At 72.9% G+C, this 25935-nt stretch carries 27 protein-coding genes; 19 read left to right on the top strand and 8 right to left on the bottom strand.

What is annotated here, in order from left to right; genetic code table 11:
* Nucleotides 1-45 precede the first annotated feature (45 nt).
* Nucleotides 46-267, bottom strand: a complete 222-nt coding sequence (locus CR165_RS19140; protein ID WP_109518547.1) for a hypothetical protein — start codon at nucleotides 265-267, stop codon at nucleotides 46-48.
* A 191-nt stretch (nucleotides 268-458) separates the two neighbouring features.
* Between CR165_RS19140 and CR165_RS19135 the strand changes: the two genes are divergently transcribed.
* The 4 genes from CR165_RS19135 to CR165_RS19120 all read left to right on the top strand — a co-directional run bounded on the left by CR165_RS19135 (nucleotide 459) and on the right by CR165_RS19120 (nucleotide 4758).
* Entirely contained in the window at nucleotides 459-1214 is a 756-nt protein-coding gene (locus tag CR165_RS19135; RefSeq protein WP_109518546.1) for a DUF1194 domain-containing protein, read from the top strand.
* Nucleotides 1215-1333: 119 nt separating this feature from the next.
* Nucleotides 1334-2692 carry an MFS transporter gene (locus CR165_RS19130; protein ID WP_109518545.1) on the top strand — a complete coding sequence of 453 codons (1359 nt, stop codon included), beginning with the start codon at nucleotides 1334-1336 and terminating at the stop codon, nucleotides 2690-2692.
* Nucleotides 2693-2717: 25 nt separating this feature from the next.
* Nucleotides 2718-2993, top strand: a complete 276-nt coding sequence (locus CR165_RS19125; protein WP_109518544.1) for a DUF3253 domain-containing protein — start codon at nucleotides 2718-2720, stop codon at nucleotides 2991-2993.
* A gap of 40 nt (nucleotides 2994-3033) precedes the next feature.
* Complete coding sequence (locus CR165_RS19120; protein ID WP_109518543.1) at nucleotides 3034-4758, top strand: ABC transporter ATP-binding protein/permease; 1725 nt, start codon at nucleotides 3034-3036, stop codon at nucleotides 4756-4758.
* An 18-nt stretch (nucleotides 4759-4776) separates the two neighbouring features.
* Here CR165_RS19120 and mbfA read toward each other — a convergent pair whose 3' ends face one another.
* Nucleotides 4777-5733 (bottom strand): iron exporter MbfA, encoded by a 957-nt coding sequence (gene mbfA / locus CR165_RS19115; protein WP_109518542.1) that lies wholly within the window; start codon nucleotides 5731-5733, stop codon nucleotides 4777-4779.
* A 181-nt stretch (nucleotides 5734-5914) separates the two neighbouring features.
* On the opposite strand from mbfA, the gene CR165_RS19110 reads away from it, so the two are divergent.
* Nucleotides 5915-6766, top strand: coding sequence for a VOC family protein (locus CR165_RS19110; RefSeq protein ID WP_109518541.1), 852 nt, complete (start codon nucleotides 5915-5917; stop codon nucleotides 6764-6766).
* Nucleotides 6767-6775: 9 nt separating this feature from the next.
* Here the strand turns inward: CR165_RS19110 and CR165_RS19105 are convergent, their stop codons facing one another.
* A complete protein-coding gene (locus CR165_RS19105) occupies nucleotides 6776-7486 on the bottom strand; it encodes a GntR family transcriptional regulator (protein ID WP_109518540.1) in 711 nt (236 codons plus the stop codon).
* Nucleotides 7487-7611: 125 nt separating this feature from the next.
* Between CR165_RS19105 and CR165_RS19100 the strand changes: the two genes are divergently transcribed.
* Genes CR165_RS19100 through CR165_RS19090 form a run of 3 tightly spaced genes read left to right on the top strand, consistent with a single transcriptional unit; the run spans nucleotide 7612 to nucleotide 11105 of the window.
* The gene (locus CR165_RS19100) at nucleotides 7612-8589 is read left to right on the top strand and encodes a 2-hydroxyacid dehydrogenase (RefSeq protein ID WP_181378243.1); all 978 of its coding nucleotides are present in this window, start codon (nucleotides 7612-7614) and stop codon (nucleotides 8587-8589) included.
* A gap of 18 nt (nucleotides 8590-8607) precedes the next feature.
* Nucleotides 8608-10371, top strand: a complete 1764-nt coding sequence (gene araD, locus CR165_RS19095) for an L-arabinonate dehydratase (protein ID WP_109518539.1) — start codon at nucleotides 8608-8610, stop codon at nucleotides 10369-10371.
* 17 nt (nucleotides 10372-10388) lie between these two features.
* A complete protein-coding gene (locus tag CR165_RS19090) occupies nucleotides 10389-11105 on the top strand; it encodes a ribonuclease activity regulator RraA (protein ID WP_109518538.1) in 717 nt (238 codons plus the stop codon).
* A gap of 42 nt (nucleotides 11106-11147) precedes the next feature.
* Here the strand turns inward: CR165_RS19090 and CR165_RS19085 are convergent, their stop codons facing one another.
* Together CR165_RS19085 and ggt are read right to left on the bottom strand one after the other, a co-directional pair.
* Nucleotides 11148-12638, bottom strand: a complete 1491-nt coding sequence (locus CR165_RS19085; protein WP_109518537.1) for an amidase — start codon at nucleotides 12636-12638, stop codon at nucleotides 11148-11150.
* Nucleotides 12639-12705: 67 nt separating this feature from the next.
* Nucleotides 12706-14313, bottom strand: coding sequence for a gamma-glutamyltransferase (gene ggt / locus CR165_RS19080; RefSeq protein WP_109518536.1), 1608 nt, complete (start codon nucleotides 14311-14313; stop codon nucleotides 12706-12708).
* A 203-nt stretch (nucleotides 14314-14516) separates the two neighbouring features.
* On the opposite strand from ggt, the gene CR165_RS19075 reads away from it, so the two are divergent.
* On the top strand, nucleotides 14517-14858 hold the full coding sequence (locus tag CR165_RS19075; protein WP_109518577.1) for a tRNA-binding protein: 342 nt from the start codon (nucleotides 14517-14519) through the stop codon (nucleotides 14856-14858).
* A gap of 3 nt (nucleotides 14859-14861) precedes the next feature.
* The gene (gpt, locus tag CR165_RS19070; RefSeq protein ID WP_109518535.1) at nucleotides 14862-15341 is read left to right on the top strand and encodes a xanthine phosphoribosyltransferase; all 480 of its coding nucleotides are present in this window, start codon (nucleotides 14862-14864) and stop codon (nucleotides 15339-15341) included.
* Between the two features lie 49 nt (nucleotides 15342-15390).
* On the opposite strand, the gene CR165_RS19065 is transcribed toward gpt, so the two are convergent.
* Entirely contained in the window at nucleotides 15391-16383 is a 993-nt protein-coding gene (locus CR165_RS19065) for a D-2-hydroxyacid dehydrogenase (protein WP_109518534.1), read from the bottom strand.
* 110 nt (nucleotides 16384-16493) lie between these two features.
* Here CR165_RS19065 and CR165_RS19060 point away from each other — a divergent pair, with 110 nt between their 5' ends.
* From CR165_RS19060 to CR165_RS19040, 5 genes are all read left to right on the top strand, one after another.
* Entirely contained in the window at nucleotides 16494-18119 is a 1626-nt protein-coding gene (locus tag CR165_RS19060; RefSeq protein WP_109518533.1) for an ABC transporter substrate-binding protein, read from the top strand.
* The gene (locus CR165_RS19055) at nucleotides 18119-18886 is read left to right on the top strand and encodes an SDR family NAD(P)-dependent oxidoreductase (RefSeq protein ID WP_109518532.1); all 768 of its coding nucleotides are present in this window, start codon (nucleotides 18119-18121) and stop codon (nucleotides 18884-18886) included. Before CR165_RS19060 ends, CR165_RS19055 begins: the two co-directional genes overlap by 1 nt.
* Nucleotides 18883-19644 carry an N-acyl homoserine lactonase family protein gene (locus tag CR165_RS19050; RefSeq protein ID WP_109518531.1) on the top strand — a complete coding sequence of 254 codons (762 nt, stop codon included), beginning with the start codon at nucleotides 18883-18885 and terminating at the stop codon, nucleotides 19642-19644. Before CR165_RS19055 ends, CR165_RS19050 begins: the two co-directional genes overlap by 4 nt.
* Before the next feature lie 27 nt (nucleotides 19645-19671).
* Nucleotides 19672-21084, top strand: coding sequence for a dipeptidase (locus CR165_RS19045; RefSeq protein ID WP_109518530.1), 1413 nt, complete (start codon nucleotides 19672-19674; stop codon nucleotides 21082-21084).
* Between the two features lie 278 nt (nucleotides 21085-21362).
* Complete coding sequence (locus CR165_RS19040) at nucleotides 21363-22088, top strand: prephenate dehydrogenase/arogenate dehydrogenase family protein (protein WP_109518529.1); 726 nt, start codon at nucleotides 21363-21365, stop codon at nucleotides 22086-22088.
* Between the two features lie 19 nt (nucleotides 22089-22107).
* Here the strand turns inward: CR165_RS19040 and CR165_RS19035 are convergent, their stop codons facing one another.
* Both CR165_RS19035 and CR165_RS19030 read right to left on the bottom strand, forming a co-directional pair.
* Nucleotides 22108-22746, bottom strand: a complete 639-nt coding sequence (locus CR165_RS19035) for an NrsF family protein (protein WP_109518528.1) — start codon at nucleotides 22744-22746, stop codon at nucleotides 22108-22110.
* Nucleotides 22743-23291 (bottom strand): sigma-70 family RNA polymerase sigma factor, encoded by a 549-nt coding sequence (locus CR165_RS19030; protein WP_281262112.1) that lies wholly within the window; start codon nucleotides 23289-23291, stop codon nucleotides 22743-22745. The genes CR165_RS19035 and CR165_RS19030 overlap by 4 nt, the downstream gene beginning before the upstream one ends.
* A 170-nt stretch (nucleotides 23292-23461) precedes the next feature.
* Between CR165_RS19030 and CR165_RS19025 the strand changes: the two genes are divergently transcribed.
* From CR165_RS19025 to CR165_RS19010, 4 genes are all read left to right on the top strand, one after another.
* A complete protein-coding gene (locus CR165_RS19025) occupies nucleotides 23462-23752 on the top strand; it encodes a BufA1 family periplasmic bufferin-type metallophore (RefSeq protein WP_109518526.1) in 291 nt (96 codons plus the stop codon).
* Nucleotides 23753-23826: 74 nt separating this feature from the next.
* Nucleotides 23827-24684 (top strand): MNIO family bufferin maturase, encoded by an 858-nt coding sequence (gene bufB, locus CR165_RS19020; RefSeq protein WP_109518525.1) that lies wholly within the window; start codon nucleotides 23827-23829, stop codon nucleotides 24682-24684.
* A complete protein-coding gene (locus CR165_RS19015; RefSeq protein WP_109518524.1) occupies nucleotides 24681-25490 on the top strand; it encodes an HvfC/BufC N-terminal domain-containing protein in 810 nt (269 codons plus the stop codon). The genes bufB and CR165_RS19015 overlap by 4 nt, the downstream gene beginning before the upstream one ends.
* Complete coding sequence (locus tag CR165_RS19010) at nucleotides 25487-25906, top strand: DoxX family protein (protein WP_109518523.1); 420 nt, start codon at nucleotides 25487-25489, stop codon at nucleotides 25904-25906. Before CR165_RS19015 ends, CR165_RS19010 begins: the two co-directional genes overlap by 4 nt.
* Nucleotides 25907-25935 lie beyond the last annotated feature (29 nt).

The raw sequence follows: 25935 nt of genomic DNA, 5'->3' as shown, positions 1-25935 counted from the left end.
GGCGGGGCGCCATGGCGCCCCGCCCGGCCGGGTGGGTGTAATCCCTCAGTTCATCCGCGTGGGCGGGTCGCCCGGCGGATCCCCGAGCGGCGGGATGTCGGGCGCATCCGGCGTCGGCTGGTCCGGCCCCGGCGGCTCGTCGATCGGCGGCTCCGGCAGGTCCGGGCCCGGCGGCTCGCCGGGCGGCGGCATCGGCGCCGGCGGATCGGTCGGCGGGATCGGGATCTGCGCCCGGATGCCGGTGTCTGGCAGGCCTTGGACTCGCATGGGGTCCCTCACTCCTGTTCAAGGATAGAGAAGCGGGCGGGGCGGCCATGGGTTGCCGCCCCGGGCGCCGAATTCGCCCCGCATGGCGTGAGACACAGCCATGACATCTCTCATGTTGCAGCGCACAAAAATTCTCCCCTAGTCTGAGACTGAGGGAAAGCCGTGCACGGCCTCGACTGACGGAGAGTCGGATGCGACGTAGGGATTTTGTCCGCCATGCCTCGGCGGGGCTGCTGGCGGCGCCCGCCCTCCTGGCCGCGGGCCGGGCCAGGGCGGTGGAGCCGGTCGATGTGGAGCTGGCGCTGGCGGTGGATGTCAGCCGCTCGGTGGACGCGGAGGAGCAGGAGCTGCAATTCCGCGGCTATGCCGCCGCCTTCCGGGACCCGCGCCTGCTGGACGGCATCGCGCGCGGGGCGATCGGTTCCATCGCCGTATGCTTCTTCACCTGGTCCGACTGGAACGTGCAGGAGCTGCTGGTGCCCTGGGCGCGCATCGACGGGCGGGAGAGCGGCGAGCGCTTCGCCGCCGCCATCGACGCCGCGCCGCGCCGCACGCACCTCTACACCTCGATCTCCGCCGCCATCGACTACGCGGCCACGCTGTTCGGCCAGGGCTATGAGGGCACGCGCCAGGTGGTGGACATCTCCGGCGACGGCGTGAACAACTCCGGCCGGCCGCTGGCCCAGGCGCGCGCCGACGCGCTGTCCCGGGGCATCATCCTGAACGGCCTGGCGGTGCTGGACCGCACCCCGCCCCCCGCGCAGTTCGCCAACCTCACCCCGCCGCTCGACGACTACTACCGGGACGAGGTCATCGGCGGCCCGGGCGCCTTCCTGATGGTGGCGGAGGGCTTCCAGGCCTTCGAGGGCGCGGTGCGGCGCAAGATCATCCGCGAGATCGCCAGCAATCCGCCGCCCGGCCCGCGGGTGGAGCGCGCCTACGCCTGAGGGCGGGCGCGCTGCCCTGCGCGCCCCGCAGCCCCGTCCCCCGGCCCCGCCCTCTGGCGCCGGGGCGTGCCCGGGCGCATGGTCGGCGCCTCTGCCCCCACAGGAGGAAACGGCGCCGGATGCAAGAGGAAAACGATGGCCTGCCGCAGCCGCAGCGGCTCTGGGCGGTCCTGGCGCTCGCCGTCTCCATCGCCATGGCGGTCATGGATTCCTCCATCGCCAATGTCGCCCTCCCCGCCATCGCGGCCGATCTGCGCGTGCCGCCTTCCGACGCCATCCTGGTGGTGAACGCCTACCAGATCGCCGTGGTGATGGCGTTGCTGCCGCTGGCCTCGCTGGGCGAGCTGATCGGGCATGAGAAGGTGTACCGCACGGGGCTGGCGCTGTTCGTCATCGCCTCGCTGTTCTGCGCCATGGCCGATTCCCTCACCGGCCTCGCCACCGCGCGGGCCGTGCAGGGGCTGGGCGCCGCCGGGCTGATGAGCGTCAACACCGCGCTGGTGCGCTTCATCTATCCGCAGCGCCTGCTGGGGCAGGGCGTGGGTGTCAACGCGCTGGTGGTGGCCATCTCCTCCGTGCTCGGGCCGACGGTGGCGGCGGGCATCCTGAGCGTGGCGCACTGGCCCTGGATCTTCGCCGTCAACATCCCGGTGGGGGCGCTGGCGCTGCTGCTCGCCATCCGCTTCCTGCCCGCCACGCCGCGCGCCCGGCGCCGCTTCGACGCGGCCAGCGCCCTGCTCAGCGCCGCCACCTTCGGCCTGGTGATGACGGCGCTGGAGCAGTTCGCCCGCGGCGCCGCCCCCTGGCAGGCGGGGCTGATCCTGGCCGGCGGCGTGGCGGCCGGCATCGCCCTGGTGCGGCGCCAGGCCGGGCGGCCGGCGCCGCTGCTGCCGGTGGATCTGCTGCGCATCCCCATCTTCGCCCTGTCGGTCGCCACCGCCATCTGCTCCTTCGCGGCGCAGATGCTGGCCTTCGTGGCCCTGCCCTTCTTCCTCCAGCACGGCCTCGGCCGCAGCCAGGTGGAGACGGGGCTGCTGATGACACCCTGGCCGCTGGTGCTCATCATCGTCTCGCCGCTGGCCGGGCGTGCCTCCGACAAGCTGCCGGCAGGTTTGCTGGGCGGCCTCGGCCTCGGGCTGATGGCCACAGGGCTGGCGCTGCTGGCCTGGCTGCCCGAGGCGCCCACCGCTCTCGACATCGGCTGGCGCATGGCGCTGTGCGGCCTCGGCTTCGGGCTGTTCCAGAGCCCCAACAACCGCACCCTCCTCTCCTCCGCCCCGCGCGAGCGCAGCGGCGGCGCCAGTGGCATGCTCTCCACCTCCCGCCTGCTGGGGCAGACCAGCGGCGCGGCGATGGCGGCCTTGACCTTGCGGCTGGCCGGGGAGAATGGCGCCACGGCGGCGCTCGGCGTCGCCGCCACCATCGCCGCCGGCGCGGCGCTGATCAGCTTCACACGCCTCACACCCCGCATCCGCTGAGATCGCCCTGCCAGGAGTGCCGCCCATGTCCGCCGAGCCGAAACGCCCCTCCCTCGAGGCGCTGGGAGAGGAGATCCTGCGCCAGACCGCCGCCTGCGGCCCCGGCAAGTCTATCTGCCCGAGCGAGGTGGCGCGCGCCCTGATGCCGGACCCGCAATGGCGCAGCCTGATGACACCCGTGCGCCACGCCGCGCTGAAGCTGCAGAAGGAAGGGCGCATCGAGATCCTGCGCAAGGGCAAGCCGGTGCCGGCCGAGGAGGTGCGCGGCGTCATCCGCCTGCGCGCCGCCGGCGCGGCCTGACGCGCGGGCCGCTTCCCTTCACCTGCGAGGTCGCTTTTCCATGCGGCGCATCCTTCCCTTCCTCGGCGAGGCCTGGGCGCTGGCGCGCCCCTACTGGAACAGCGAGGAACGCTGGCGCGCGCGTGGCCTGCTGGCCGTGGTCGTGCTGCTGAACCTGGCGCTGGTGGGCATGGGCGTGCTGCTCACCTACTGGCAGCGCGCCTTCTACAACGCGCTGGAGGCCAAGGACTTCGCGGCCTTCACCGGGCTGATCCTGTGGGGCCAGGGCGGCGAGGAAGGCTTCATGCCCGGCTTCTCGCTCATTGCCGCGGCCTACATCCTGGTGGGCGTCTATGCGCTGTATCTCCAGCAGGCGCTGCAGATCCGCTGGCGCCGCTGGCTGACCGACCGGATGCTCTCCGGCTGGCTGGAGAAGCGCGCCTATTACCGCATCGCGCTGACCGATGCCGGCACCGACAACCCCGACCAGCGCATCGCCGACGACACCCGCCTCTATGTGGACGGCACCCTCGTCCTCGGCCTCGGGCTGATGAACGCGGTGGTGACGCTGGCCTCCTTCGTGGTGGTGCTGTGGGGCCTGTCGGGGCCGATGGAGGTCTTCGGCCTCTCCATCCCCGGCTACATGGTGTGGGTGGCGCTGCTCTATGCCGGGCTCGGCACCTGGCTGGCGCACCTGATCGGCCGCAAGCTGATCGGGCTGAACTTCCTGCAGCAGCGGGTGGAGGCGGATTTCCGCTACGCCCTGGTGCGCTTCCGCGAGACCATGGAGGGCGTGGCGCTGCATGGCGGCGAGGCGCAGGAGAAGCGCGGCCTGCTGGCCCGCTTCGGCGCCGTCATCCAGAACTGGTGGGGCATCATGCGCGCCACCAAGCAGCTCACCTTCTTCACCGCGGGCTACGGGCAGCTCGCGGTCATCTTTCCCATCGTCGTCGCGGCGCCCGCCTTCTTCGCCGGGCGCATCCAGCTCGGCGGGCTAATCCAGACCTCCTCCGCCTTCGGCGAGGTGCAGGGCTCGCTCTCCTGGATCGTCACCAACTACGCGCGGCTGACCGAGTGGCGCGCCACGGTGGAGCGCCTCACCGGCTTCCAGCGCGCCCTGCGGGCGGCGCAGGACGCGGCCGGGGAAGGCCCCTCCCTCACCGCCGGCGGCGGCGACGGGCTGCGGGTGGAGGCGCTCTCCATCGCCCTGCCCGGTGGCCGCGCCCTGACACAGGATGCCGCGCTGCACCTGGCGCCAGGCGAGGCGGTGGTCATCACCGGCGCCTCGGGCAGCGGCAAGTCCACCCTGTTCCGGGCGCTCGCCGGCATCTGGCCCTTCGGCACCGGGCGCATCGCGCTGCCGCCGGGCGAGGCGCTGTTCCTGCCGCAGCGCCCCTACATCCCGCTCGGCACGCTGCGCGCCGCCATCTGCTACCCGCATGATGCGGCAGGGTATCCGGAGGCGGCGGTAGTGGCGGCGTTGGAACAGGCCGGCCTCGGCGCGCTGCGCGGCCGGCTGGACGCGGTGGAGCCCTGGGAGCGCCGCCTCTCGGGCGGCGAGCAGCAGCGGCTGGCGCTGGCCCGCGCCCTGCTGCTGAAGCCGCGCTGGCTGTTCCTCGACGAGGCGACGGCCAGCCTCGACCCGGAGGCGGAGGAGCATCTCTACGCCACGCTGCGGCGCGAGCTGCCGGAGACCGCCATCCTCTCCATCGCTCACCGCCCCGCCGTGGTGCGCCACCACGACCGGGTGCTGCGCCTTTCGGAGGGGCGGATCGGTCCCGCCTGAAGGGGTGGCGCGGCCCCTTCAGGCGCTGCCGATGAAGATGCCCGTCAGCAGCACCAGCACGCCGCCCAGCACCACCTGCACGATGGCGCTGGTGAAGGGCGTCTCCATGTAGCGCCAGCGGATCCAGGCGATGGCGAACAGCTCCAGCGCCACGATCACGCCGGCCACCGCCGTGGCGGTCCAGAAATCCGGGATCAGATACGGCAGGGTGTGGCCGAGGCCGCCCAGCGTCGTCATCACGCCGCAGACGCCGCCGCGCAGCCAGGGATGGCCGCGCCCGGTGATCTCGCCATCGTCCGAGAGCGCCTCGGTCAGCCCCATGCTGATGCCGGCGCCGATGGAGGCGGCGAGGCCGACGACGAAGGCATCGCCCGAGTTCTGCGTGACGAAGGCGGCGGCGAAGATCGGCGCCAGTGTGGAGACGGAGCCGTCGATCAGCCCCGCCAGGCCCGGCTGCACCACCTGCAGCAGCAGCATCCGCCGCGCCTCGGCATCCTCGGCGCTGCGGGCGTCGGCGGGCAGCAGCTCGGCCTCCAGCGCCGCGGCGCGGTCCTCGTGCTTCTGCTCGATCTCGGCGAGGTCGCCGAGCAGGCGGCGCACCTCGGTGTCACGCGCGCGCTCGGCGGCACGGGCATAGAACTGGCCGGCCTCGCGTTCCATCAGCGCCGCCTGGGCGCGCACCGTCTCGATCCGCAGATCCCGCATCAGCCAGACCGGGCGGCGCTTCATGAAGCCGCGCACATCCTGCCGGGTGATGTAGGGCATCTCCCGCCCGAACTTCGCTTCGTAGAGGGTCAGCAGGCGGTGGCGGTGCTCCTCCTCCTCCGCCGCCATCGCGTCGAACAGCGCGGCGGAGGCGGGGTAGCTGGCCCGCAGCCGCAGCGCGAAGCTGCGGTAGATGCGGGCATCCTCCTCCTCATTGGCGACCGCCAGGGCGAGGGTCTCGGCCTCCGTCAGGTCCTGGAAGCGTTTCATGCGGGTGGCTCTCCTGCCCGGCATTGTTGCCGCGGAGCCCGGGCGAGGCAACCCGGCAGGCGCAGTTTCCGCCGATTTTTCAGGCACTTGGAGAGAATGCGCCGCGTTCTCAACCCGGCTTCGCAAAGCCCCCGGCACGGCCCATGATGCGGCTCCGAACCCGCAGGAAAGGATCTGGCCCATGACCGCCGTGCTGCAGCCCGCCATCGACCATGTGGTGATCAATGTCGGCGACAGGCTGGACGACGCGGCCGGGCGCTATGCCCGGCTCGGCTTCCAGCTCACCGAGCGCGGGCATCACTCCCTGGGTTCCAGCAACAACCTCGCCATCTTCGGCACGGACTACCTGGAGCTGCTGGGCTTCGAGCCGGGCCGCGCGGCGGCGCGGCCGGAGCTGCTGAGCATGCCGGCCGGCCTGGGCGGGCTGGTGTTCAAGCCGCCGGCCGATGCCGGCTTCCGCGACCGCGTGGCCGCCGCCGGACTGCCGGTGCAGGAGTCCCGCGAATTCGTCCGCCCCGTCGCGCTGCCGGACGGCACCAGCCCGGAGGCGCATTTCCGGGTGACGCATCTGGGGCCGGAGGTCACCTTCGGCGGGCGCGTCTTCTTCTGCCACCACTTCACGCCGGAGCTGGTGTGGCGGCCGGAATGGCAGCGCCATGCCAATGGCGTCACCGGCATCGCCGAGTTCGGCATCGTCAGCGACGACCCGGCGCGGGCGCTGGCGCCCTACAAGGCGCTGTTCGGCGAGGAGGCGATCCGGCCCGTGGCGGGGGGGCTGGCCATCCAGGCGGCGCAGGGCGCCGTGCTGGTGCTGCTGCCCGAGGCCGCGCGCAGCCACTGGGGCGAGGGCCTGCCGGAGCTGCCCGCCAGCGGCGAGCGCATGGTGGCGCTGAGCTTCCGCACCGGGGGAACCGGGCTGGACGCGGCGCGGGCGGCGCTCCAGTCCGGCGGGGTGCCGATGCTGGAGAAGCCGGGCCGCATCCTGGTGCCGGCCGAGGAAGCCTGCGGCGTGGCCCTGGCCTTTCTCGGCTGAGGCGGCGCCTCAGGCACCGGTGAAATGGCCGGGCTGGGCGGCGCGCAGCGTCTCCACCCGGCCCAGCGTGTCCGCCAGATGGCGCCGCAGCGCCATGGCGGCGCCGGCGCCGTCCCCGGCCAGGATGGCGCCGGCGATCGCCTCATGCTCGCGCAGGATGGTCTCGGCCTTGCCGGGCGCGGGCAGGTGCAGGCGGCGCAGCCGGTCGAGATGCCCGCTGCGGCTGCGCACCATGGCCCAGAGCGGAGAAATGCCGGCCGCCTCGTGGAGCGCCTCGTGGAAGGCGTCGTCGGCGGCGGTAAGGCCGGCATGGTCCTCCCGCGCCACCAGCTCCGCCTGCCGCGCGAGGTGCCCGGCCAGCACCTCGCCCAGCGTGGCCGGGGGCGCGGCGGCGAGCGCCTGCACCATCTCCAGCTCCACGGCGCGCCGCAGGAACTGTGCCTGGCGCGCGCTGGTCAGGTCGATCGGCGCCACGCGGGTGGAGGCGCTCGGCACCACCTCCACCAGCCCCTCCGCCTCCAGCCGCATCAGCGCCTCGCGCACCGGCGTCTGGCTGAGGCCGAGCTGCGCCGCCAGCGCGGCGCGGGAGAGCACCGCCCCCGGCGGCAACGCCAGGGTCAGGATGGCCTCGCGCAGGCTGACATAGGCGAAGGCGCCCGCTGAGGGAGGGCGGCCGAAGGGCTGCAGGGGAAGGGCGGCAGGCGGCTGGATGACGGACATGGTGGGAACCTTATAAGCCCGGCACGCGAAATCCGAAATATCGGCTGCTTGCCGGACAAGGTGATGTCCGGTATCGAGGATGGCAAGGCCGCCCTGTCGCGACGGCCGGATCAGGGAAACGTTCCATGGCCCCAGCCTTGCCCCGAGCCTTGCCCCGCCTCCTGGTGGCGCGCCGCCTGACCCCGGCCGCCACAGACCGCGCCCGCCGCGAGTTCGACGCCCTGCTGGCGGAGCACGACATGAGCACGGAGGAGGCGATCGACGCCGCCGCCGCGCACCGGGCGGAGGCCATCCTGATCGGCCCCAAGGTGAAGCTGGATGCCGCCGCCATCGCCCGGCTGCCGGGCCATGTGAAGCTGATCGCCAACAGCAGCGTCGGCTACGACCACATGGATGCCGAGGCCGCCCGCGCCCGCGGCATCCTGGTGACCAACACGCCGGACGTGCTGACCGACTGCACCGCCGACCTCGCCTTCCTGCTCATCCTCGCCGCCTGCCGCCGCGCGCATGAATACGAGGCGCTGATGCGCGCGGGCTGGCGCAAGGGGCTCGGCCTGCCGGACATGCTGGGCGTGCGGCCCTCCGGCAAGGTGCTCGGCATCGTCGGCATGGGGCGCATCGGGCGGGCCGTGGCGCAGCGCGCGCGCGGCTTCGGCATGCGCATCCTCTACCACAACCGCAGCCGCCTCCCGCCCGATCTGGAGCAGGGCGCGGAATACTTCGCCTCGGTGCCCGAGATGCTGCCGCACTGCCAGATCCTCTCGCTGCACCTGCCGGGCGGCGTGGCGAATGGCGTGCTGATGGACGAGGCCGCCTTCGCCGCCCTGCCGCGCGGCGCCGTCTTCGTCAACACCGCGCGCGGCTCACTGGTGGACGAGGACGCGCTGCTCGCGGCGCTCACCTCCGGCCATCTCTTCGCCGCCGGGCTCGACGTGTTCCGCAGCGAGCCCGACTACGACACGCGCTTCGCCGCCCTGCCCAACGTGTTCCTCACGCCGCATGTCGCCAGCGCCACGCTGGAGACGCGCGACGCGATGGGCCTGCGCGCCCTCGACAACGTGGCCGCCATCGCCGCCGGCCGCGCTCCCCTCGACCCTGTCTGACCCGGAAGCCCTGCCGCCATGAGCGAATCCCCGAGCAGTTCCCCCCTGCCCCGCGTCAAGTCGCCCGAGGAGCTGCGCAGCCGCCGCTGGTTCGGCCCGGCCGACCTGCGCTCCTTCGGCCACCGCTCCCGCGCCATGCAGATGGGCTACGCGCCGGAGGAGTGGACCGGCAAGCCGATCATCGCCATCCTCAACACCTGGTCGGACCTCAACCCCTGCCACGCGCACTTCAAGCAGCGCGTCGATGACGTGAAGCGCGGCGTGCTGCAGGCGGGCGGCTTCCCCGTCGAGCTGCCGGCGATCTCGCTCGACGAGAGCTACCTCAAGCCCACCTCCATGCTCTACCGCAACCTGCTGGCGATGGAGGCGGAGGAGCTGATCCGCAGCCACCCCGTCGATGGCGTGGTGCTGATGGGCGGCTGCGACAAGACGACGCCGGGCCTGATGCTCGGCGCCACCAGCGCCAACGTGCCGGCCATCTACCTGCCCGCCGGCCCCATGCTGCGCGGCAACTGGGCCGGCAAGGTGCTCGGCTCCGGCTCGGATTCCTGGAAGTACTGGGACGAGCTGCGCGCCGGCAAGATCACCGACAAGGACTGGCTCGGCGTCGAGCAGGGCATCGCCCGCAGCTACGGCACCTGCATGACCATGGGCACGGCCAGCACCATGACGGCGATTGCGGAAGCGGCCGGCATGTGCCTGCCCGGCGCCTCCTCCATCCCGGCGGCGGATGCCAACCACATCCGCATGGCCTCCGCCTGCGGCCGCCGCATCGTCGAGATGGTGTGGGAGGATCTGACGCCGCAGAAGATCCAGACGCGCCCGGCCTTCGAGAACGCCATCGCCGTGGCGATGGCCATGGGCTGCTCGACCAACGCCATCATCCACCTCATCGCCATGGCGCGGCGCGCGGGGCAGGATATCGGCCTCGACGATTTCGAGCGCTACAGCCGCAAGGTGCCCGTCATCGGCAATGTGCGCCCCTCGGGCAGCACCTATCTGATGGAGGATTTCTTCTACGCCGGCGGCATCTGCGCGCTGATGGGCAACATCCGCGAGCACCTGCACCTGGACTGCCTCACCGTCACCGGCCGGACCATGGGCGAGAACATCGCCGACGCGAAGGTCTACAATGACGACGTGATCCGCCCCCTCTCCAACCCGATCTATGGCGAGGGGTCGCTCGCGGTGCTGAAGGGCAACCTCGCCCCCTCCGGCTGCGTCATCAAGCCCGCTGCCATGGACCAGAAGTTCCTGAAGCACTCCGGCCCCGCCGTGGTGTTCGACGACTACCCCTCGATGAAGAAGGCCGTGGAGGACGAGGATTATCCCTTCACGCCGGACAGCGTGCTGGTGCTGCGCAACGCCGGCCCGCAGGGCGGCCCCGGCATGCCGGAATGGGGCATGCTGCCGATGCCCAAGAAGCTGCTGAAGATGGGGCTGCGCGACATGCTGCGCATGTCGGATGCGCGCATGTCCGGCACCAGCTACGGCGCCTGCATCCTGCACGTCTCGCCCGAGAGCTTCGTCGGCGGCCCGCTGGCGCTGCTGCGGACGGGCGACATCATCGAGATGGATGTGCAGGCGCGCAGCCTCAACATGCTGGTCTCCGAGGCGGAGCTGGAGCGCCGGCGCGCCGCCTGGGTGCAGCCCGCGGCGCGCTACGAGCGCGGCTATGGCTGGATGTTCACCAAGCACATCCGCCAGGCCGACGAGGGCTGCGACTTCGACTTCCTGGGCACCGAATTCGGCGCCCCCGTCCCCGAACCCGTCATCTACTGAGCGAAGGCGAAACGCCCATGGCCCTGAGCCCCGAGACCCGCGACAAGCTGAAGCAGGTCAGCACCGCCACCCTGGCCACCGCGCTGTTCAAGCGCGGCTTCCGCAGCCAGATGATCCAGGGCGTGCAGCCGCTGCGCCCGATGGCGGAGAGCATGGTGGGGGAGGCTTTCACGCTGCGCTACATGCCGGCGCGCGAGGACCTCAACAAGCTCGACGTGTTCCGCGACCGCGCCCACCCGCAGCGCAAGGCGGTGGAGGAATGCCCCCCCGGCGCGGTGATGGTGATGGACAGCCGCAAGGACCCGCGCGCCGCCTCGGCGGGCGGCATCCTGGTGACGCGGCTGCAGCAGCGCGGCGTGGCCGGCGTCGTCACCGATGGCGGCTTCCGCGACAGCGCGGAGATCGCCACGCTCGACATGCCGTCCTTCCACGCCCGCCCCTCGGCGCCCACCAACCTGACGCTGCACCAGGCCATCGACATCAACGTGCCGATCGGCTGCGGCGACGCGCCCGTGTTCCCGGGCGATGTCATCGTCGGCGACAATGACGGCGTCATCGTCATCCCCGCGCATCTCGCCGACGAGATCGCCACCGAGGCCACCGAGATGACGGCCTTCGAGGATTTCGTCACGGAGAAGGTGCGCGGCGGCCAGAGCATCCTCGGCCTCTACCCGCCGACCGACGAGAGCAACCTCGCCGCCTTCGCCGAATGGCGGAAGGCGAACGGGCGCTGACGCGCCGCCGGGGGAGGCCACCCTCCCCCGGCGCTCTCCGCCTCAGTCGAAGCTGAGGAAGCCCGGCATCTCGCTGATCGGCCGCGCGGCCTTCAGCTTGGCGAGGTCCGGCACCGGGCGGGCGAGCGCCGCGTCGCCCGCCGTCGCCGCCTCGATGGCGGCGGCCACCGCGATCACCAGCGCGTCGCCGCCGCGCGGGCCGACGATCTGCAGGCCGAAGGGCATGCCTGCATGGTCCACGCCGAGCGGGATGCTGATGGCCGGATGGCCCACCAGCGTCACCGCGTAGGCCATGGCCAGCCAGTGGAAGTAGTTCTTCGTCGGCTGGCCGTCGATCTCGGACGGGTACAGCTCGCTCCACGGGCGCGGCGAGAGGGTGATGGCGGGGGTGATGATGACGTCCACGCCGCTCTCGAAGAAGCCCTGCCAGGCGCGGTACATCTTCGTCTGCGCCACCGAGGCACGGGCCACGTCATTGGCGCTGTAGCGCAGCCCCTCCTCGACATTGGCGCGCACATTGGGGCCGACATCCTGCGGCCGCACCCGCACCTTCTCCTCATGCGCGGCCAGGAAGTTCAGCGCGCGCAGGATGGCGAAGGTCTCGTCGGCGCCGTCACAGTTCGGCGTCTTCTCCTCGACGCTGGCGAAGAAGGGCGAGAGCGCCTTCATCCGCTCGGCAAAGACGGCGCGGATGTGCTTCTCGGTCGGCGCGAAGCCGAAATCCGGCGTGGCGGCCACGTGCAGGGTGGAGAGGTCCACCGCCTCGTGCAGCGGCATGCCGCGCCGCACGTCGATATCGGGCAGGGTGTAGGCCAGCGGGTCGAGCGCGTGGTCGGCGGCCATGACGGAGAGCATCAAGGCGAGATCGCCCATGTCGCGCGCCATCGGGCCCAGCACCGGCAGGTTGGACCAGCCGAGCAGGCGGCGCTCCGCCGGCACCAGGCCGGGGCTGGGGCGGAAGCCGACGATGCCGTTGAAGGCCGCCGGGTTGCGCAAGGACCCGCCGGTGTCCGAGCCGCTGGCCAGCGGCACCATGGAGCAGGCCAGCGCCACGCCGGAGCCGCCCGAGGAGCCGGCCGCCGAGCGCGTCGGGTCGAAGGGGTTGCCCGTCGCGCCATAGACGGCGTTGCGCGTGTTGGCGCCGGCGCCGAATTCCGGCGTGTTGGTCTTGCCAAGCACGATGCCGCCCGCCTCGCGCAGGTCGGCCACCATGGAGGAATCCCTGGCGGGCACGTGATCCTTGAAGATCGGGCTGCCGAAGGTGGTGCGCAGCCCTTCCGTCTCGTCGAGGTCCTTGATGCCGAGCGGCAGGCCGTGCAGCGCGCCGAGCGCCGCGCCCTGCATCACCGCCTGCTCGGCCTGCTTCGCGGCCGCGCGGGCGCGCTCCTCGTCCATGGCCGTCATGGCGTTCACGGCGTGGTTCACGGCGCCGATGCGCGCGAGGCAGGAGTCCAGCAGCTCGACAGGCGAGAGCTTCTTCTCGCCGATCAGGCGGCGGGCGGTCACGGCGGGCAGGTCACACGGTTCAGTCACGCGGCAGGCTCCTTTTCATCCGGTCCAGGCAAGGGGCTGCGCGGCGGCCCGCCGCGCAGCCATTCCCTCAATAGCCGAGCGCGCAGCCATCCTTGCGGGGGTCGGAGCCGCCGATCAGCACGCCGCGCGCATGGTCGATCAGGATCGCCTGGCCGCCGCCATGCGGCTTGTCGATCAGCTCGCAGCTGTGGCCCAGCCGGTTCAGCCGGTCGATGACCGAGGCCGGGACGCCGCGTTCCACCTGCACCTTGCCCTGGTAGGGGAAGAGGCGCGGCAGATCGAGCGCCGCCTGCACGTCGAGGCCGAACTCGAAGTGGTTGGACAGGAACAGCGTCTGCCCCATCGGCTGGAAATGCCCGCCCATCACGCCATAGGGCATGATGGCGCGGCCATCCTGCATCACCATGCCGGGGATGATGGTGTGCATCGGCCGCTTGTTCGGCGCGATGCAGTTCGGGTGGCCTTCCTCCAGGCGGAAGCCGAAGCCGCGGTTGTGCAGCATCACGCCGCTCTTCTCGGCCAGCAGGCCGGAGCCGAAGCTCTCGAACAGCGAGTTGATGAAGGAGCAGGCGTTGCCGTCGGCGTCGACGACGCAGAGATACACCGTGTCCCGGTGCTTCGGCAGCATCTCGGCCATGCCGGCGGGCGGCAGCTCGGGCATCGCCGCGTCGTCGCGGATCAGCGCGCGCAGCTTGCGCGTGTACTCGTCGCTGGTGAGCTTCGCCACCGGCACCTCGACCTGCGAGGGATCGGCCAGGAAGCCATCGCGGTCGCGGTAGGCGAGGCGCGCCGCCTCGATGTGGCGGTGCAGCCGCTCGGTGGAGAGCGGCCCCTGCTCCGGCGTCTCACACTGGCCGAGCACGCCCAGCATCTGCAGCACCAGCAGGCCGGAGCCGTTCGGCGGGCACTGGAAGATGTCGAGGCCCTTCCAGCGCGTCTGGATCGGCGTGACGAACTCGGCCACGTCCAGCCCGGCGGCGAAGTCGGCCTCGGTGTGGGTGCCGCCGGCGGCGCGCAGCGTCGCCACCATGTCGGCCGCGATCTCGCCCTCATAGAAGGCCTTCGCGCCGCGCTCGCCGATGGCGCGCAGCGTGCGGGCCAGCTCCGGCTGGGCGAAGCGGTCGCCGATGGCGTAGGGCTTGCCGTCCTTCAGGAAGCGGCGCGCGGCGGCCGCCTGCTTGCCCAGCTTGGGCGCCGCCGATTCCCAGTCGCTCGCCACGCGGGCATGCACGGGGTGGCCTTCCTCGGCGATCCTGATGGCGGGCGCCAGGATCTGCGCCAGGCTGAGCTTGCCATGCGCCTTGTTCAGCTTCTCCCAGGCGGAGATGGCGCCCGGCACCGTCACCGAATGGGCCGAGGTGGCGGACATGGCGGTGAGGCCATCGGCGCGCAGCTTCTCCGGCGTGGCGCCGGCCGGCGCCCGGCCGGAGCCGTTCATGGCGATCACCTGCCCCGTGCCGGCGGGCGCGTAGAGGCAGAAATTGTCGCCGCCGATGCCGGTGGATTGCGGCTCGATCACCGCCAGCACGGCGCAGGCGGCGATGGCCGCGTCCAGCGCGTTGCCGCCCTGGCGCAGGATGTCGATGGCGGTGAGGGTGGCCGCCGGCATGGAGGTGGCGGCCATGCCATGCGTGGCCAGGACGGGGCTGCGGCCGGGGGCGTGGAAGTCGCGCATGATGGTCCTTACGGAAGCGAAAACGTCGATGGGCAGGGGGAGAGGCCGCCGGCGCCCGGGGATGGGCGGCGCGCCTTTCGCGGCGCAGCATTCCATCGGCCGGGCCTCGGCGGCCTCTCGCGGGGCGCTGACGCTGGCACGGCTGGCGCGCCGCGTAAATGCGGCCACTTCCACCGCCGCCCCCGCTGCGCTATCGGATGGAGATGGAAGCCACCGCGACGATCGAAGATTTCGACCGCCTCGACATCCGTGTCGGCACCGTGGTCGATGCGCAGCCCCTGGAGGGGGCGCGCAAGCCGGCCTTCCGGCTGGAGATCGACCTGGGCCCGGAACTCGGCATCCGCCGCTCCTCGGCGCAGATCACCGTGCACTACACGCCGGACAAGCTGATCGGCCGCCAGGTGCTCTGCGTGGTGAACTTCCCGCCCCGCCGCATCGCCGGGTTCGAGAGCCAGGTCCTGACCCTGGGCCTGCCGGACCCGGAGGGCGCGGTGGTGCTGCTCCGACCCGATTTCGCCGTCCCGAATGGCGGCAGGATGTTCTGAACCATGGCGCCGCGCTACTACACCGTCAGCTGGGACCAGCTTCACCGAGACAGCAAGGCCCTGGCCTGGCGGCTGGTCGAGAAGGGCCCGTGGAAGGGCATCGTCGCCATCACGCGTGGCGGGCTGATCCCCGCCGCCATCGTGGCGCGCGAGCTGGATTGCCGGATGATCGAGAGCGTCTCCATCATCACCTATGACGAGGAGGTGCGCGGCGAGCCGCAGGTGGCCAAGCCGCCCGTCGCCGCCGGCGATGGCGAGGGCTGGCTGGTGCTGGACGACCTGGTGGACACCGGCACCACGCTGCGCGTGGTGCGCGGCCTGCTGCCCAAGGCCCACTTCGCCACCGTCTATGCCAAGCCCGCCGGCAACCCGCTGGTGGACACCTACATCACCGAGGTGAGCCAGGACACCTGGATCCTGTTCCCCTGGGACACCGAGCCGCAGTTCATCGCCCCCATCGCGCGCTCGGCGGTGCCGAAATAGGCCACCGCCAGTCCGGGGCCCGCGCGCGGGCCCCGGTTCCACCCGCCCCTCAGTAGCCCCGGTCCGGGACCACCCGGTTGGGCATGGGCTGGCCGGCGCGCGCCGCCCGCAGATTCTCGAAGAAGATGTCCAGGCTGCGGTCGTTGTAGGTGGCCGGGTCGTCGGACGACATGTGCGGCGTGACGAACAGGCCCGGCGTGCGCCACAGCCGGCTTTCGGGCGCCAGCGGCTCGGGCACCGCCACGTCGGTCACGGCGCCGCCGAGATGGCCGCTCTCCAGCAGGTCGCACACCGCGTCCTGGTCCCACAGCGCGCCGCGGCCGATATTCACCACCTTGCCACCGCGCGGCAGCAGGGCGAGGCGGCGGGCGTCGATCATGCCGCGCGTCTGCGGCGTCAGCGGGCAGGCAAGCAGCAGGAACTCGGCGCGCGGCAGCACGGAATCGATATCGCTCTGCGCCACCACCTCGTCGCACGACTCGTGCGGGGTGGCGCTGCTGCGCACGCCGATGACATGCATGCCGAACTGCTTCGCCCGCGCGGCGACCGCGCCGCCGAGCGAGCCAAGGCCCACCACGCAGACGGTGCGCCCCGCAAGCACGGAGGCGAAGCGCGGCGCCCACTGCCCCTGGCGCGCGTCATGCGCGAACCACGGCACATGGTTGGCCAGCATCAGCAGCGCCATGATGCCGAACTCGCCCGCCTTGGCGGCATGGGTGCCGCGGTTGTTCAGCAGCGTCATCTGCTCCGGCAGCCAGTCGAAGGGCGCGAGGCGGTCCAGCCCGGCCGAGGTGCAGAAGATGGTGCGCAGCTTCGGCGCCACGCCGGGCAGCGCACCCTTCGGGAAGCGCTGGTGCACCACCTTCGTCCAGGTGACGATGGCCTCGGCATCGGCCATGGCGGCGGCGAAGCCGGCATCGTCCGAGGCGAAGCTCACCTGGAGATCCGCCATGTCGGGCGCGCGCGCGATGGCCGCGTCCCATTGCTGCGGCGTGATGGGGAAGACGGTCTCGTCGGCGGGGTTCTGGACATGGATGCGCATGGCGCGGAGGGTCGCAGGATGGCGCGCCGCGTCAAGACGGTTACGCACCGATTGACAGGCCGCCGCGTTGCGCGCCCGATATTGGCCTTCCCTGCCGCAAAGGCTGCCCCATGCGCCACACCCGCACGCCCCGTCCCCTGCCCGCCCTTCTCGCCGCCGCCGCCGTGCTCGGCCTCGCCGCCACCCAGGAAGCGGCGGCCCAGGGCGCGGCGCAGAGCCTGACCATCGGCATGCAGGGCGAGCCGGGCACGATGGACCCGCAGTTCAACCTGCTCGGCACCAACACCTCGGCGCTGCGCAACATCTACGACACGCTGCTCTCGCGCGATCCGTCGCTCCAGCTCCGCCCGTCGCTGGCGGAATCCTGGAAGGCGGTGGACGACACCACCTGGGAGTTCCGCCTGCGCGAGGGCGTCACCTTCCACGACGGCAGCACGCTGACCGCCGAGGATGTGCGCTTCACCATCGAGCGCGTGACGCGCGTGCAGGGCAACCCGAACAGCTACGCCACCTACATCCAGGGCATCCGCGAGGTGCAGGTGGTCGATGCCCGCACGGTGCGCTTCCTCACCGACGGGCCGGTGCCGCTGCTGCCGGTCAACCTCTCCAACATCTTCATCCTCTCCTCGGCCAAGGGGGTGCGCAGCACGGGCGAGTTCAACAGCGGCGCGGCGGCGATCGGCACCGGGCCCTATCGCCTGGCCTCCTGGCAGCCGGGGCAGCCGCTGGTGCTGGAGCGCAACGCCTCCTATCACGGCACGGCGCCCGCCTGGTCGCGCGTCACCTTCCGCCCCATCCCGAGCGATGGCGCGCGCGTCGGCGCCCTGCTGGCCGGCGATGTGGACTTCATCAACGCCGTGCCGCTGCAGGACGTGGCGCGGCTGGAGAAGACCGAGGGCGCGCGGCGGCTGCGCGTGTTCAGCGGCCCCTCCGCCTATGTCTACATGCTGTTCCCCGAGCTGGAGAAGGAGCCGCTCGCCGGCACGCGGGACGCGCAGGGGCAGCCGCTGGCGAAGAACCCGTGGAAGGACCCGAAGGTGCGCGAGGCCGTCTCCCTCGCCCTCAACCGCACCGCCATCGTCGAGCGGCTGATGGAAGGGCGCGCGCGCGTGGCCAACCAGGCGGTGCCGCAGGGCTTCTTCGGCCACTCGGAGAAAATCGCCCCCGCCCGCTTCGACCTGGAGCGCGCCCGCGCCCTGCTGCGCGAGGCCGGCTACCCCAACGGCTTCCAGACCAGCCTCGCCTGCCCGAACGACCGCTTCGTCAACGACAGCAAGATCTGCGAGGCGGCGGCGCAGCAATTGCAGCGCGCCGGCATCCGCGTCGATCTCAACGCCCAGCCGCGCGCCACCTTCTTCCCCGCCCGCGCGCGGCGCGAATGGCCGCTGCACGCCGCCGGCTGGGGCAGCCTGACGGGCGAGAGCAGCTATTTCCTCACCAGCCAGGTGCATACCCCGAACAAGGAACTCGGCCTCGGCGCCATCAACTACTCCGGCATCGGCAACCCGGCGCTGGACGGGCTGATCCAGCGCGCCCGCCGCACCCTCGACGAAGGCCAGCGCCGCGCCCTGCTGGAGACGGTGATGGAGCAGACCATGGCCGAGAACCTCATCATCCCTATCCTCACCTTCGAGGCGGTGTGGGCGGGGCGCGCGGACAAGGTGGACTTCACCCCGCGCGCCGACGAGGAGACCCTCGCCATCGAGGTGACCCCGGCGGGAAGCACGGCCCGCTGATGTCGCTCGCCATCGATCTCTCGGGCCGGCGCGCCCTTGTCACGGGCGCGGGCACGGAGGGCATCGGCCGCGCCGCGGCGCTGCTGCTGGCCGGGGCCGGCGCGCGCGTGGCCATCCACCACCATGCCGAGCCGGAGGCCGCCGCCGCCCTTGCCGAACGGACCGGCGGCCCCGCGCTGCAGGCGGATCTCGGCGATACGGCGCAGGCCGCCGGCCTCGCCCACCGCGCGGCCGAGGCGCTGGGGGGCCTCGACATCCTGGTGAGCAATGCCGGGATGCTGCTGCGCAAGCCGCTCGCCGAGACGACGGACGCCGAGTTCGCCCGCGTCCACGCTGTCAATCTCGGCGGCGCCTTCGCCCTCGCCCGGGAGGCGGCGGGGCTGATGCGGGCGGCGGGCCAGGGCGGGCGCATCGTCTTCACCTCCTCGGTGAACCAGTGGATGCCCAATCCCGGCCTCGTGGCCTATGGCAGTTCCAAGGGCGGGCTGATGCAGCTGGCCCGGCAGATGGCGCTGGAACTGGCGCCCGATGGCATCACGGTGAACCTCGTCGCTCCCGGCACCATCGAGACCGACTTCAACCGCGCCGCCCGGCAGGACCCGGCCTGGCGCCCGGCGAAGCTCGCCCTCATCCCCGCCGGCCGCACCGGCACGCCGGAGGATGTGGCGGGCGCCATCCTCTACCTCGCCAGCGGCCTCGCGGCCTATGTCACCGGCAGCACCGTCACGGTGGATGGCGGGCTCTCGCTGATGGGGCAGCGGCCATGAGCGGCGCGGTGTGGCAGGCCTATGCCATCCGCTTCGCCAGCGATCCGGCGCGGCGCGCGGCGCAGACCTTCCTCGGAGGGGCGGGCGGCGATGCGCCGACGCCCTTCGCCTACCACGCCTACCTGCTGCGCGGCCCGCAGGGCTGGGTGGCGATGGACACCGCCGCCAGCCCCGAGACCTGCGCCGCCTTCGGCAAGCCCACCGACGGCACCCTGCCCGCCGCCATGGCGCGGCTCGGCGTCGAGCCGGGCGCGGTGCGGCATGTGGTGCAGACGCATCTGCACTGGGACCATGCCGGGCAGCCCGGCCTCTTCCCCGCCGCCACCTTCCATATGCAGGCGCGGGAAATGGCCTATGTGAACGGCCCCGCCATGCGCCACGCCGTGCTGCGCGCCGGCTACCGGGCGGAGGACATCGCCGCCCACACCGCGCTGCTCCATGCCGGGCGCCTGGCGCTGCATGACGGGGTGGTGGAGCTGCTCCCCGGCCTCGAGCTGCACCATGCGGGCGGCCACACGGACGGGCTGCAATTCGTCCGCCTCCGCACGGCGCGTGGCTGGATGGTGCTGGCCAGCGACACGGTGGCGCTGCGCGCGCATCTGGAGCGGCGCGTGCCCTTCCCCGCCCTCTGGCATGTGGGCGACGCGCTGGCCGCCTTCGAGCGCGTGCTGGCCCTGGCCGACGCGCCGGAGCTGGTCATCCCCTCGCACGACCCCGCCGTGAGCGACGGCGCCGAAGGCTTCGTGGCGCCCCTGTGACCGACAGCAACGAAGAAGAGTGACACGATGAGCCAAGCCGTCGCCGACCATCTGGTCGCGCAGAAGGATGCGATCCTCGACCGCCTGATGGCGCTGCTGCGCCTGCCCAGCGTCAGCACCGACCCGGCCTATGCCGAGGGGATGCGCGCCACGCGGGAATTCCTGCTGCAACGCCTGGAGGCGCTGGGGCTGCAGAATGTCCGGCTGCTCGATGGCGGCGGCCAGCCGGCGGTGTATGGCGAATGGCTCGGCGCCCCCGGCAAGCCGACGATCGTCGTCTATGGCCATTACGACGTGCAGCCGCCGGATCCGCTCGACCTTTGGGTGACGCCGCCCTTCGAGCCCAGCATCCGCGACGGCCGGCTCTATGCCCGCGGCGCCTCGGACGTGAAGGGCTCCACCCTCATCGCGGTGGAGACGATCGGCGCCTTCCTGGCGGTGGAGGGCGGCTGCCCGGTCAACGTGAAGTTCTTCCTGGAGGGCGAGGAGGAGACGGGCAGCCCCAGCATCCGCCGCATCATCGAGGCGCACCGGGAGCTGCTCGCGGCCGATGCCGTGCTCTCGGCCGATGGCGGCCGCGCCAGCACCACGATCCCGACGCTGAACACCGGCTCGCGCGGGCTGTGCAAGCTGGAGGTGACGCTGCGCTCGGCGGGGAAGGACATGCATTCCGGCCGCTATGGCGGTGCCGTGCGCAACGCCATCCATGAGCTGGCCCGCCTCGTCGCCACGCTGCACGACGCCGAGGGCCGCATCCAGGTGCCTGGCTTCGACAGCGACGCCACGCCGCTGACCAACCGCGACCGGGCGGATGCCGCGGAGCTGGCCGGAGACGAGGCCGCCTTCTACGCCGGCCCGCAGGCCCTGCCGCATGGCGACCCGCTCTACAGCGTGCGGGAGCGCACCACCCTCCGCCCCTCGATCGACGTGAACGGCATGTGGGGCGGCTACACCGGGGCCGGCAGCAAGACCGTCATCGCCGCCGAGGCCCATGCCAAGATCACCGCCCGCCTGGTGCCGGGGCAGGACCCGGACGCGGCGCGGCAGCGTATCGTGGACCATCTCCAGGCGCATTGCCCGGAGGGGGTGGTGCTGGAATTCAGCCCGCCCGGCGGCAACTCCCCCTCCTCCACCCTGCCCGATGGGCACCCGCTGCTCGTGGCGGCCGAGGCGGTGGTGCGCGAGGCCGCGGGCCGTGCCCCGGCGCGGGCGCGCATCGGCGGCACCTTGCCCATCACCGGCATCTTCCAGGAGATGCTGGGCATCGACACGCTGATGTTCGGCTACGCCATGCCGGACGAGGATGTGCACGCGCCCAACGAGTTCTTCCGCCTCGCCTCGCTGGAAGAGGGGCTGCGCGGCTGGCCCGCCCTGCTCTCCCGCCTCGGCGAGCAGGAGGCGGCATCCTTCGCGCCCTGGCGCAGGGCGCCAGTCATCTGATCCCCTGGCGCAAGGCGCCAGTTATCTGATCCCCCGGCGCAAGGCGCCAGTTATCTGATCCCCCGGCGCAAACCGCCCGCCGCTTGACAGGCCTCGCGGCGGGGGCGCAAGGTCGGCCCATGACCAAGGCCGCGCCCTCGCTGCGATCCTATTATCCGCTCTCTCCATAGAGAGCGGCCCGGTCGACCCTGCCAGATCGAACCATGCCGCCGCCGGGCGGCATGTGTGTTTCAGGAGCATCCCCTCGGCGTCGGCGCCCAGCCCAGCCCGAGGTTTTCATGTCTCCCTCCCCGCTTCCGTCTCTCGGCCTGATCGGCCTCGGTGCCTTCGGCGCCTTCGCCCGGCCGCATCTCGAAAAGCTTTTCACCGTTCACGGGCACGATCCGGCCCGGCCCGGCGGCGCCACACTGGCGGAGGCCGCCGGCCAGCCCGTGGTGGTGCTGGCCGTGCCGGTGGCGCGGCTGGCCGAGGCGGCGCGTGCCATCGCCCCGCATCTGCGCCCCGGCGCGCTGGTGGTGGAGGTCTGCTCGCTGAAGGTGCGGCCGCTCGCCACGCTGCGCGCCCTGCTGCCGGCGCATGTGGAGATCCTCGGCACCCATCCCCTGTTCGGGCCGCAGAGCGGGAGGGAGGGCATCGCCGGGCTGCGGCTGGTGCTCTGCCCCGGCACCGGCGCGCGCGGGCGGCTGGCGGGGCGGATGCTGCGCCGCCTCGGGCTGGAGGTGGTGGTGATGACGCCGGAGGCGCATGACCGGCAGATGGCCTGGGTGCAGGGGCTGACGCATCTGCTCGGCCGCGTCGTGGCGGGGCTGGAGATGCCGCCCCTGCCCCACACCACCAGCAGCTTCGATCAGCTGATGCGTGCCACCGCCATGGTCTCGCAGGATTCCGAGGCGCTGTTCCGCACCATCACCGAGGACAACCCCTTCGTGGAGGAGGTGAAGGCGCAGCTCCGGGAGCGGATGGCGGCGGTGCTCGGCGCGCCGCCGGCGGCGCTGGCCGCCTGAGCCCGCCGCGCGGCGCCCGCTACCAGCGCAGCCAGATCCGGCCGGCCAGCCCGCCCAGCAGGCCGGTGAATCCGATGCCCAGCCCGTACCACATCGCCAGGAAGAGCGGGCTGTCGTCGACGCAGTGCAGGGCGTAGAGCGCGGCGGCCACGCCGCCGGCCGCCAGCCCGGCCAGGGTGCCGCTCAGCCCCGGCCGGCGCGGCGCGCCCTGGCGCAGCGCCAGCAGCAGCCCGGCCAGCGGCGGCAGGGCCAGCAGCGGGACCAGGATCAGGCAGGCCAGGGCGTTCTGTCCGCGCAGCCGGGCGCCCCATTCGGCGGCCGGCGCCAGGGCCAGCTCCAGCGCCACGCCGCCCGCCAGCAGCAGCGCCACCGTCGCGAGGCCCCAGGGCCAGGCGCCGGGCGTGCCGTCGGGCCGCGCCAGGCGCAGCGTCAGCGCCAGGGCGCAGAGGGCCAGGCCCAGGGTGGTGGCGAATTTCAGCAGCAGCGGCGCGGTGGGCAGCAGCGCCAGCAGGCCGGCGCGCGGCCCCAGCCACAGCAGCACGGCCAGCGCGGCCGGCACCGCCCCCGCCGCCAGCCCGATGCGCAGCGCGGCGGGCAGGCGCCAGCGCGGCGCTGCCTGGTCCTGCACCAGGGCGTTGATGAGTTCCGTGGTGTTCATGCGGCTTGCCTTCCGGTGAGCAGGGCCAGGGTCTTCAGCGCCCGGTGCAGGGCGACGCGCACCGCGCCCTCGGACATGCGGAGGCGCTGCGCCGCCTCCCGCGCGGAAAGCCCCTCGACCGTGAGGGCCTGGACGATGTCCCGCTGGCGGGCGCCGAGCTGCGCCAGCAGCCGGTCCAGCTCGTGTCCGCGCACCGGCTCGGGTGGTGCCTCGGCGGGCAGGATCTCCAGCAGGTCGTCGATCGGCACATGCGCCGCGGCGGGCCGGCGGCGCAGCGCATCGACCAGCTTGTGCCGCAGGATGGCGGCCAGCCACGGCCCGAGCGGCCGCGCGCTGTCCCAGCTGTGGCGCTTCAGGTGGATGGCCAGCAGCGCCTCCTGCACCACGTCCTCCGCCTCGGCCGGCGGCAGGCCGGCGCGCTGGAAGCCGCGCCGCGCCCGCGCCCGCAGCACCGGCGTCAGCGCCTCCAGCAGGCGCCGGTAGGCCGCGGCGTCGCCGGCCAGGCCGGCCTGCATCCAGCCGGACCATTCCTCATCCTCCGTCAGCCCGGCCTCCCCTGTGCTGCATGCGCCTGCCTCCGTTCGGCGCCCAGGGGCGGGACGTTACGCGGCGCCGGGAAAATATTCCGCCGCCGTGCCGTGTAATGCCGGGGTTCGCCAGGCCGTAACCGCCTCCGTGGGCCGCTTCCGGCCCCGCCGACCACGGAGACAGACCCATGGCTTCCACCTCCTCCACCCTCGCCCTCGCGCTGTTCGGCTCGCTCGGCACGGCCCTGGCGCTGGGCGCCGCCCCGGCCGCCGCGCAGCAGGCCGCCACCGAGAAATGCTACGGCGTTGCCCTGGCCGGGCAGAATGGCTGCGCCGCCGGCCCCGGCACCACCTGCGCCGGCACCTCCAAGGTCGACTACCAGGGCAATGCCTGGAAGCTGGTGCCCGCCGGCACCTGCACCACCATGGGCACCCCGCACGGCCCCGGCTCGCTGACGCCGATCAAGCGCCCGGCCTGACACCGGCCGGCCCCGTGGCGGCGGGCCAGCCCGCCGCCCTTCCCCCCTTGCGCCCCCCTGCCGGGAGCACCGCCATGCCCGAACCCCGCCTTCCTCCCCGCGCCGGGCTCGGCTTCAAGCCGGCGCATTTCGAAGCGATCATCGCCGCGCCGCCGGCGGTGGGCTTCCTGGAGGTGCATGCCGAGAACTACATGGGCCAAGGCGGCGCGCCGCACGCCCAGCTCGCCCGGCTGCGCCAGGACCATGCGCTCTCCCTGCATGGCGTCGGCCTCTCGATCGGCGGCATGGCGCCGCCGGACCGGGCGCATCTGGCGCGGCTGCGCCGGCTCTGCGCCCGCTACGCGCCGGAGAGCTTCTCCGAGCACCTCGCCTGGTCCCGCCATGACGGGATCTACTACAACGACCTGCTGCCGCTGCCCTACACGCCCGAGACCCTGGCGCGGGTGGCCCGCCATGTGGACGCGGTGCAGGCGGCGCTCGGCCGACCGATGCTGCTGGAGAACCCGGCCAGCTACGTCGCCTTCGCCGGCGAGACCATGCCGGAGGGCGCGTTCCTGGCCGAGGTCGCCCGCCGCACCGGCTGCTTCCTGCTGCTCGATGTCAACAACCTCTACGTCGCCGCGCGCAACCGCGGCGCCGACCCGGCGGCCGAGCTGGCATGCTTCCCGCTGCACGCTGTGCGGCAGGTCCATCTCGCCGGCCATGCCGCCGCCACCGGCCCGGAGGCGGGGCCGCCGCTGCTGATCGACGACCATGGCGCACCGGTGGCCGACCCGGTCTGGGCGCTCTACGCCCGCCTGCTGGAGGCGACCGGCCCGCTGCCGACGCTGATCGAATGGGACAATGACGTGCCGCCCTGGCCGGTGCTGCTGCGCGAGGCAGCACGGGCCGAGGCGCTGCTGCAACCGGCCCGGACACGGCGGGCGGCATGATCGCCCCCGCCCCCCGCCCGCCGCTGCCGGCCGACGCCTCGACGGCGCCGCTCGCCGCCGCGCTGCTGGACCCGGCGGCGCCGCTGCCAGCGCCGCTGCGCCCCCTGCCGGGCGAGGCGCCGGAGCGGCGCTTCGCCGTCCACCGCAACAACGTGCTGTCCGGGCTGGTGGCGGCGCTGGCCGCGCGCTACCCGGCCGGGCAGGCCGTGGTGGGCGAGGCTTTCTTCGCCGCCATGGCCGCCGCCTATGCCCGCTGCCACCCGCCGCGCTCGCCGGCGATGCTGGCCTATGGCGGCGGCTTCCCGCGCTTCGTGGCCGGCTTCCCGCCCGCCGCCGCGCTGCCCTACCTGCCGGACCTGCTGCGGCTGGAGGATGCGCGCGCCCGCGCCTTCCATGCCGCCGATGCGCCGCCGCTCTCCCTCGCCGCCCTCGCCACCGCCGATGGGGGGCTGGAGCGGCGGGTGCTGCGGCCCCACCCGGCGCTGCGGCTGCTGGCCTCGGCGCAGCCGGTGGTGACGATCTGGGCGATGCAGGTGGGCGAGATGCCGCTCGGGCCCCTCTCCGCCTGGCAGCCGGAGGCGGCGCTGGTGACACGGCCGCACCAGGCCGTGCTGGTGCACCGCCTGCCGCCCGGGGGGGTGGCCCTCGCCCGTGCCCTGGCGGCGGGCCGGCCGCTGGGTGAGGCCGCCGGGCAGGCCCTCGCCGGGCATCCCGGCCTCGACCTGCCCTCGGTGCTTTCCATCCTCATCGGCCAGGGCGCCTTCCGTCAGGAACGCGGCCCGCGCAGCCATGGAGCCCCCGCATGAACCGCCCCGCCCTGACCCTGGAGGATGGCCTGCTGCTGGCCAGCCGCGTCTTCCCCGCCGCCATCTTCTGGCAGTCCGGCCGCACCAAGGTGGAGGGCTTCGCCCTGGCGCCCGGCACGGTGGAGCTGTTCCGCGACGAATACGCCCTGCCGCTGCTGGACCCCGGCGTGGCGGCGGTGCTGGCGGCGGCGGCCGAGCACGCCTTCCCGCTGCTGCTGGTGCTGGGGCTGGGCAGCCGGCTGGCGGCGCTGGCGCTGCTGGGGATGACGCTGGTGATCCAGCTCTTCGTCTACCCGGGCGCCTGGCCGACGCATGGCGTCTGGGCGGCCTGCCTGCTTTGGGTGGCGGTGCGCGGCGGCGGACGGCTGGCGCTGGATGCCTGGCTGCCGGTGCCGCCGCGCCCCGCAACGCGGTGACGAAAGAGGTGCGGGGCCGTGCGGCCCCG

The organism is Teichococcus aestuarii (assembly GCF_003116135.1).
GTDB classification, from domain to species: Bacteria; Pseudomonadota; Alphaproteobacteria; order Acetobacterales; family Acetobacteraceae; genus Pseudoroseomonas; species Pseudoroseomonas aestuarii.
This window is presented reverse-complemented; position numbering and strand designations above follow the sequence as displayed.

Bases quoted from the DNA above. Each gene is read 5' to 3' on its own strand.
- CR165_RS19055 (WP_109518532.1), top strand. From the start codon at position 18,119: ATGTCGCTCGCCATCGATCTCTCGGGCCGGCGCGCCCTTGTCACGGGC.
- CR165_RS19135 (WP_109518546.1), top strand. From the start codon at position 459: ATGCGACGTAGGGATTTTGTCCGCCATGCCTCGGCGGGGCTGCTGGCG.
- CR165_RS19125 (WP_109518544.1), top strand. From the start codon at position 2,718: ATGTCCGCCGAGCCGAAACGCCCCTCCCTCGAGGCGCTGGGAGAGGAG.
- mbfA (WP_109518542.1), bottom strand. From the start codon at position 5,733: ATGAAACGCTTCCAGGACCTGACGGAGGCCGAGACCCTCGCCCTGGCG.
- araD (WP_109518539.1), top strand. From the start codon at position 8,608: ATGAGCGAATCCCCGAGCAGTTCCCCCCTGCCCCGCGTCAAGTCGCCC.
- bufB (WP_109518525.1), top strand. From the start codon at position 23,827: ATGCCCGAACCCCGCCTTCCTCCCCGCGCCGGGCTCGGCTTCAAGCCG.
- CR165_RS19140 (WP_109518547.1), bottom strand. From the start codon at position 267: ATGCGAGTCCAAGGCCTGCCAGACACCGGCATCCGGGCGCAGATCCCG.
- CR165_RS19110 (WP_109518541.1), top strand. From the start codon at position 5,915: ATGACCGCCGTGCTGCAGCCCGCCATCGACCATGTGGTGATCAATGTC.
- ggt (WP_109518536.1), bottom strand. From the start codon at position 14,313: ATGCGCGACTTCCACGCCCCCGGCCGCAGCCCCGTCCTGGCCACGCAT.
- CR165_RS19130 (WP_109518545.1), top strand. From the start codon at position 1,334: ATGCAAGAGGAAAACGATGGCCTGCCGCAGCCGCAGCGGCTCTGGGCG.
- CR165_RS19040 (WP_109518529.1), top strand. From the start codon at position 21,363: ATGTCTCCCTCCCCGCTTCCGTCTCTCGGCCTGATCGGCCTCGGTGCC.
- CR165_RS19060 (WP_109518533.1), top strand. From the start codon at position 16,494: ATGCGCCACACCCGCACGCCCCGTCCCCTGCCCGCCCTTCTCGCCGCC.
- CR165_RS19035 (WP_109518528.1), bottom strand. From the start codon at position 22,746: ATGAACACCACGGAACTCATCAACGCCCTGGTGCAGGACCAGGCAGCG.
- CR165_RS19120 (WP_109518543.1), top strand. From the start codon at position 3,034: ATGCGGCGCATCCTTCCCTTCCTCGGCGAGGCCTGGGCGCTGGCGCGC.
- CR165_RS19045 (WP_109518530.1), top strand. From the start codon at position 19,672: ATGAGCCAAGCCGTCGCCGACCATCTGGTCGCGCAGAAGGATGCGATC.
- CR165_RS19065 (WP_109518534.1), bottom strand. From the start codon at position 16,383: ATGCGCATCCATGTCCAGAACCCCGCCGACGAGACCGTCTTCCCCATC.
- CR165_RS19090 (WP_109518538.1), top strand. From the start codon at position 10,389: ATGGCCCTGAGCCCCGAGACCCGCGACAAGCTGAAGCAGGTCAGCACC.
- CR165_RS19075 (WP_109518577.1), top strand. From the start codon at position 14,517: ATGGAAGCCACCGCGACGATCGAAGATTTCGACCGCCTCGACATCCGT.
- CR165_RS19100 (WP_181378243.1), top strand. From the start codon at position 7,612: ATGGCCCCAGCCTTGCCCCGAGCCTTGCCCCGCCTCCTGGTGGCGCGC.
- CR165_RS19015 (WP_109518524.1), top strand. From the start codon at position 24,681: ATGATCGCCCCCGCCCCCCGCCCGCCGCTGCCGGCCGACGCCTCGACG.
- gpt (WP_109518535.1), top strand. From the start codon at position 14,862: ATGGCGCCGCGCTACTACACCGTCAGCTGGGACCAGCTTCACCGAGAC.
- CR165_RS19050 (WP_109518531.1), top strand. From the start codon at position 18,883: ATGAGCGGCGCGGTGTGGCAGGCCTATGCCATCCGCTTCGCCAGCGAT.
- CR165_RS19105 (WP_109518540.1), bottom strand. From the start codon at position 7,486: ATGTCCGTCATCCAGCCGCCTGCCGCCCTTCCCCTGCAGCCCTTCGGC.
- CR165_RS19025 (WP_109518526.1), top strand. From the start codon at position 23,462: ATGGCTTCCACCTCCTCCACCCTCGCCCTCGCGCTGTTCGGCTCGCTC.
- CR165_RS19010 (WP_109518523.1), top strand. From the start codon at position 25,487: ATGAACCGCCCCGCCCTGACCCTGGAGGATGGCCTGCTGCTGGCCAGC.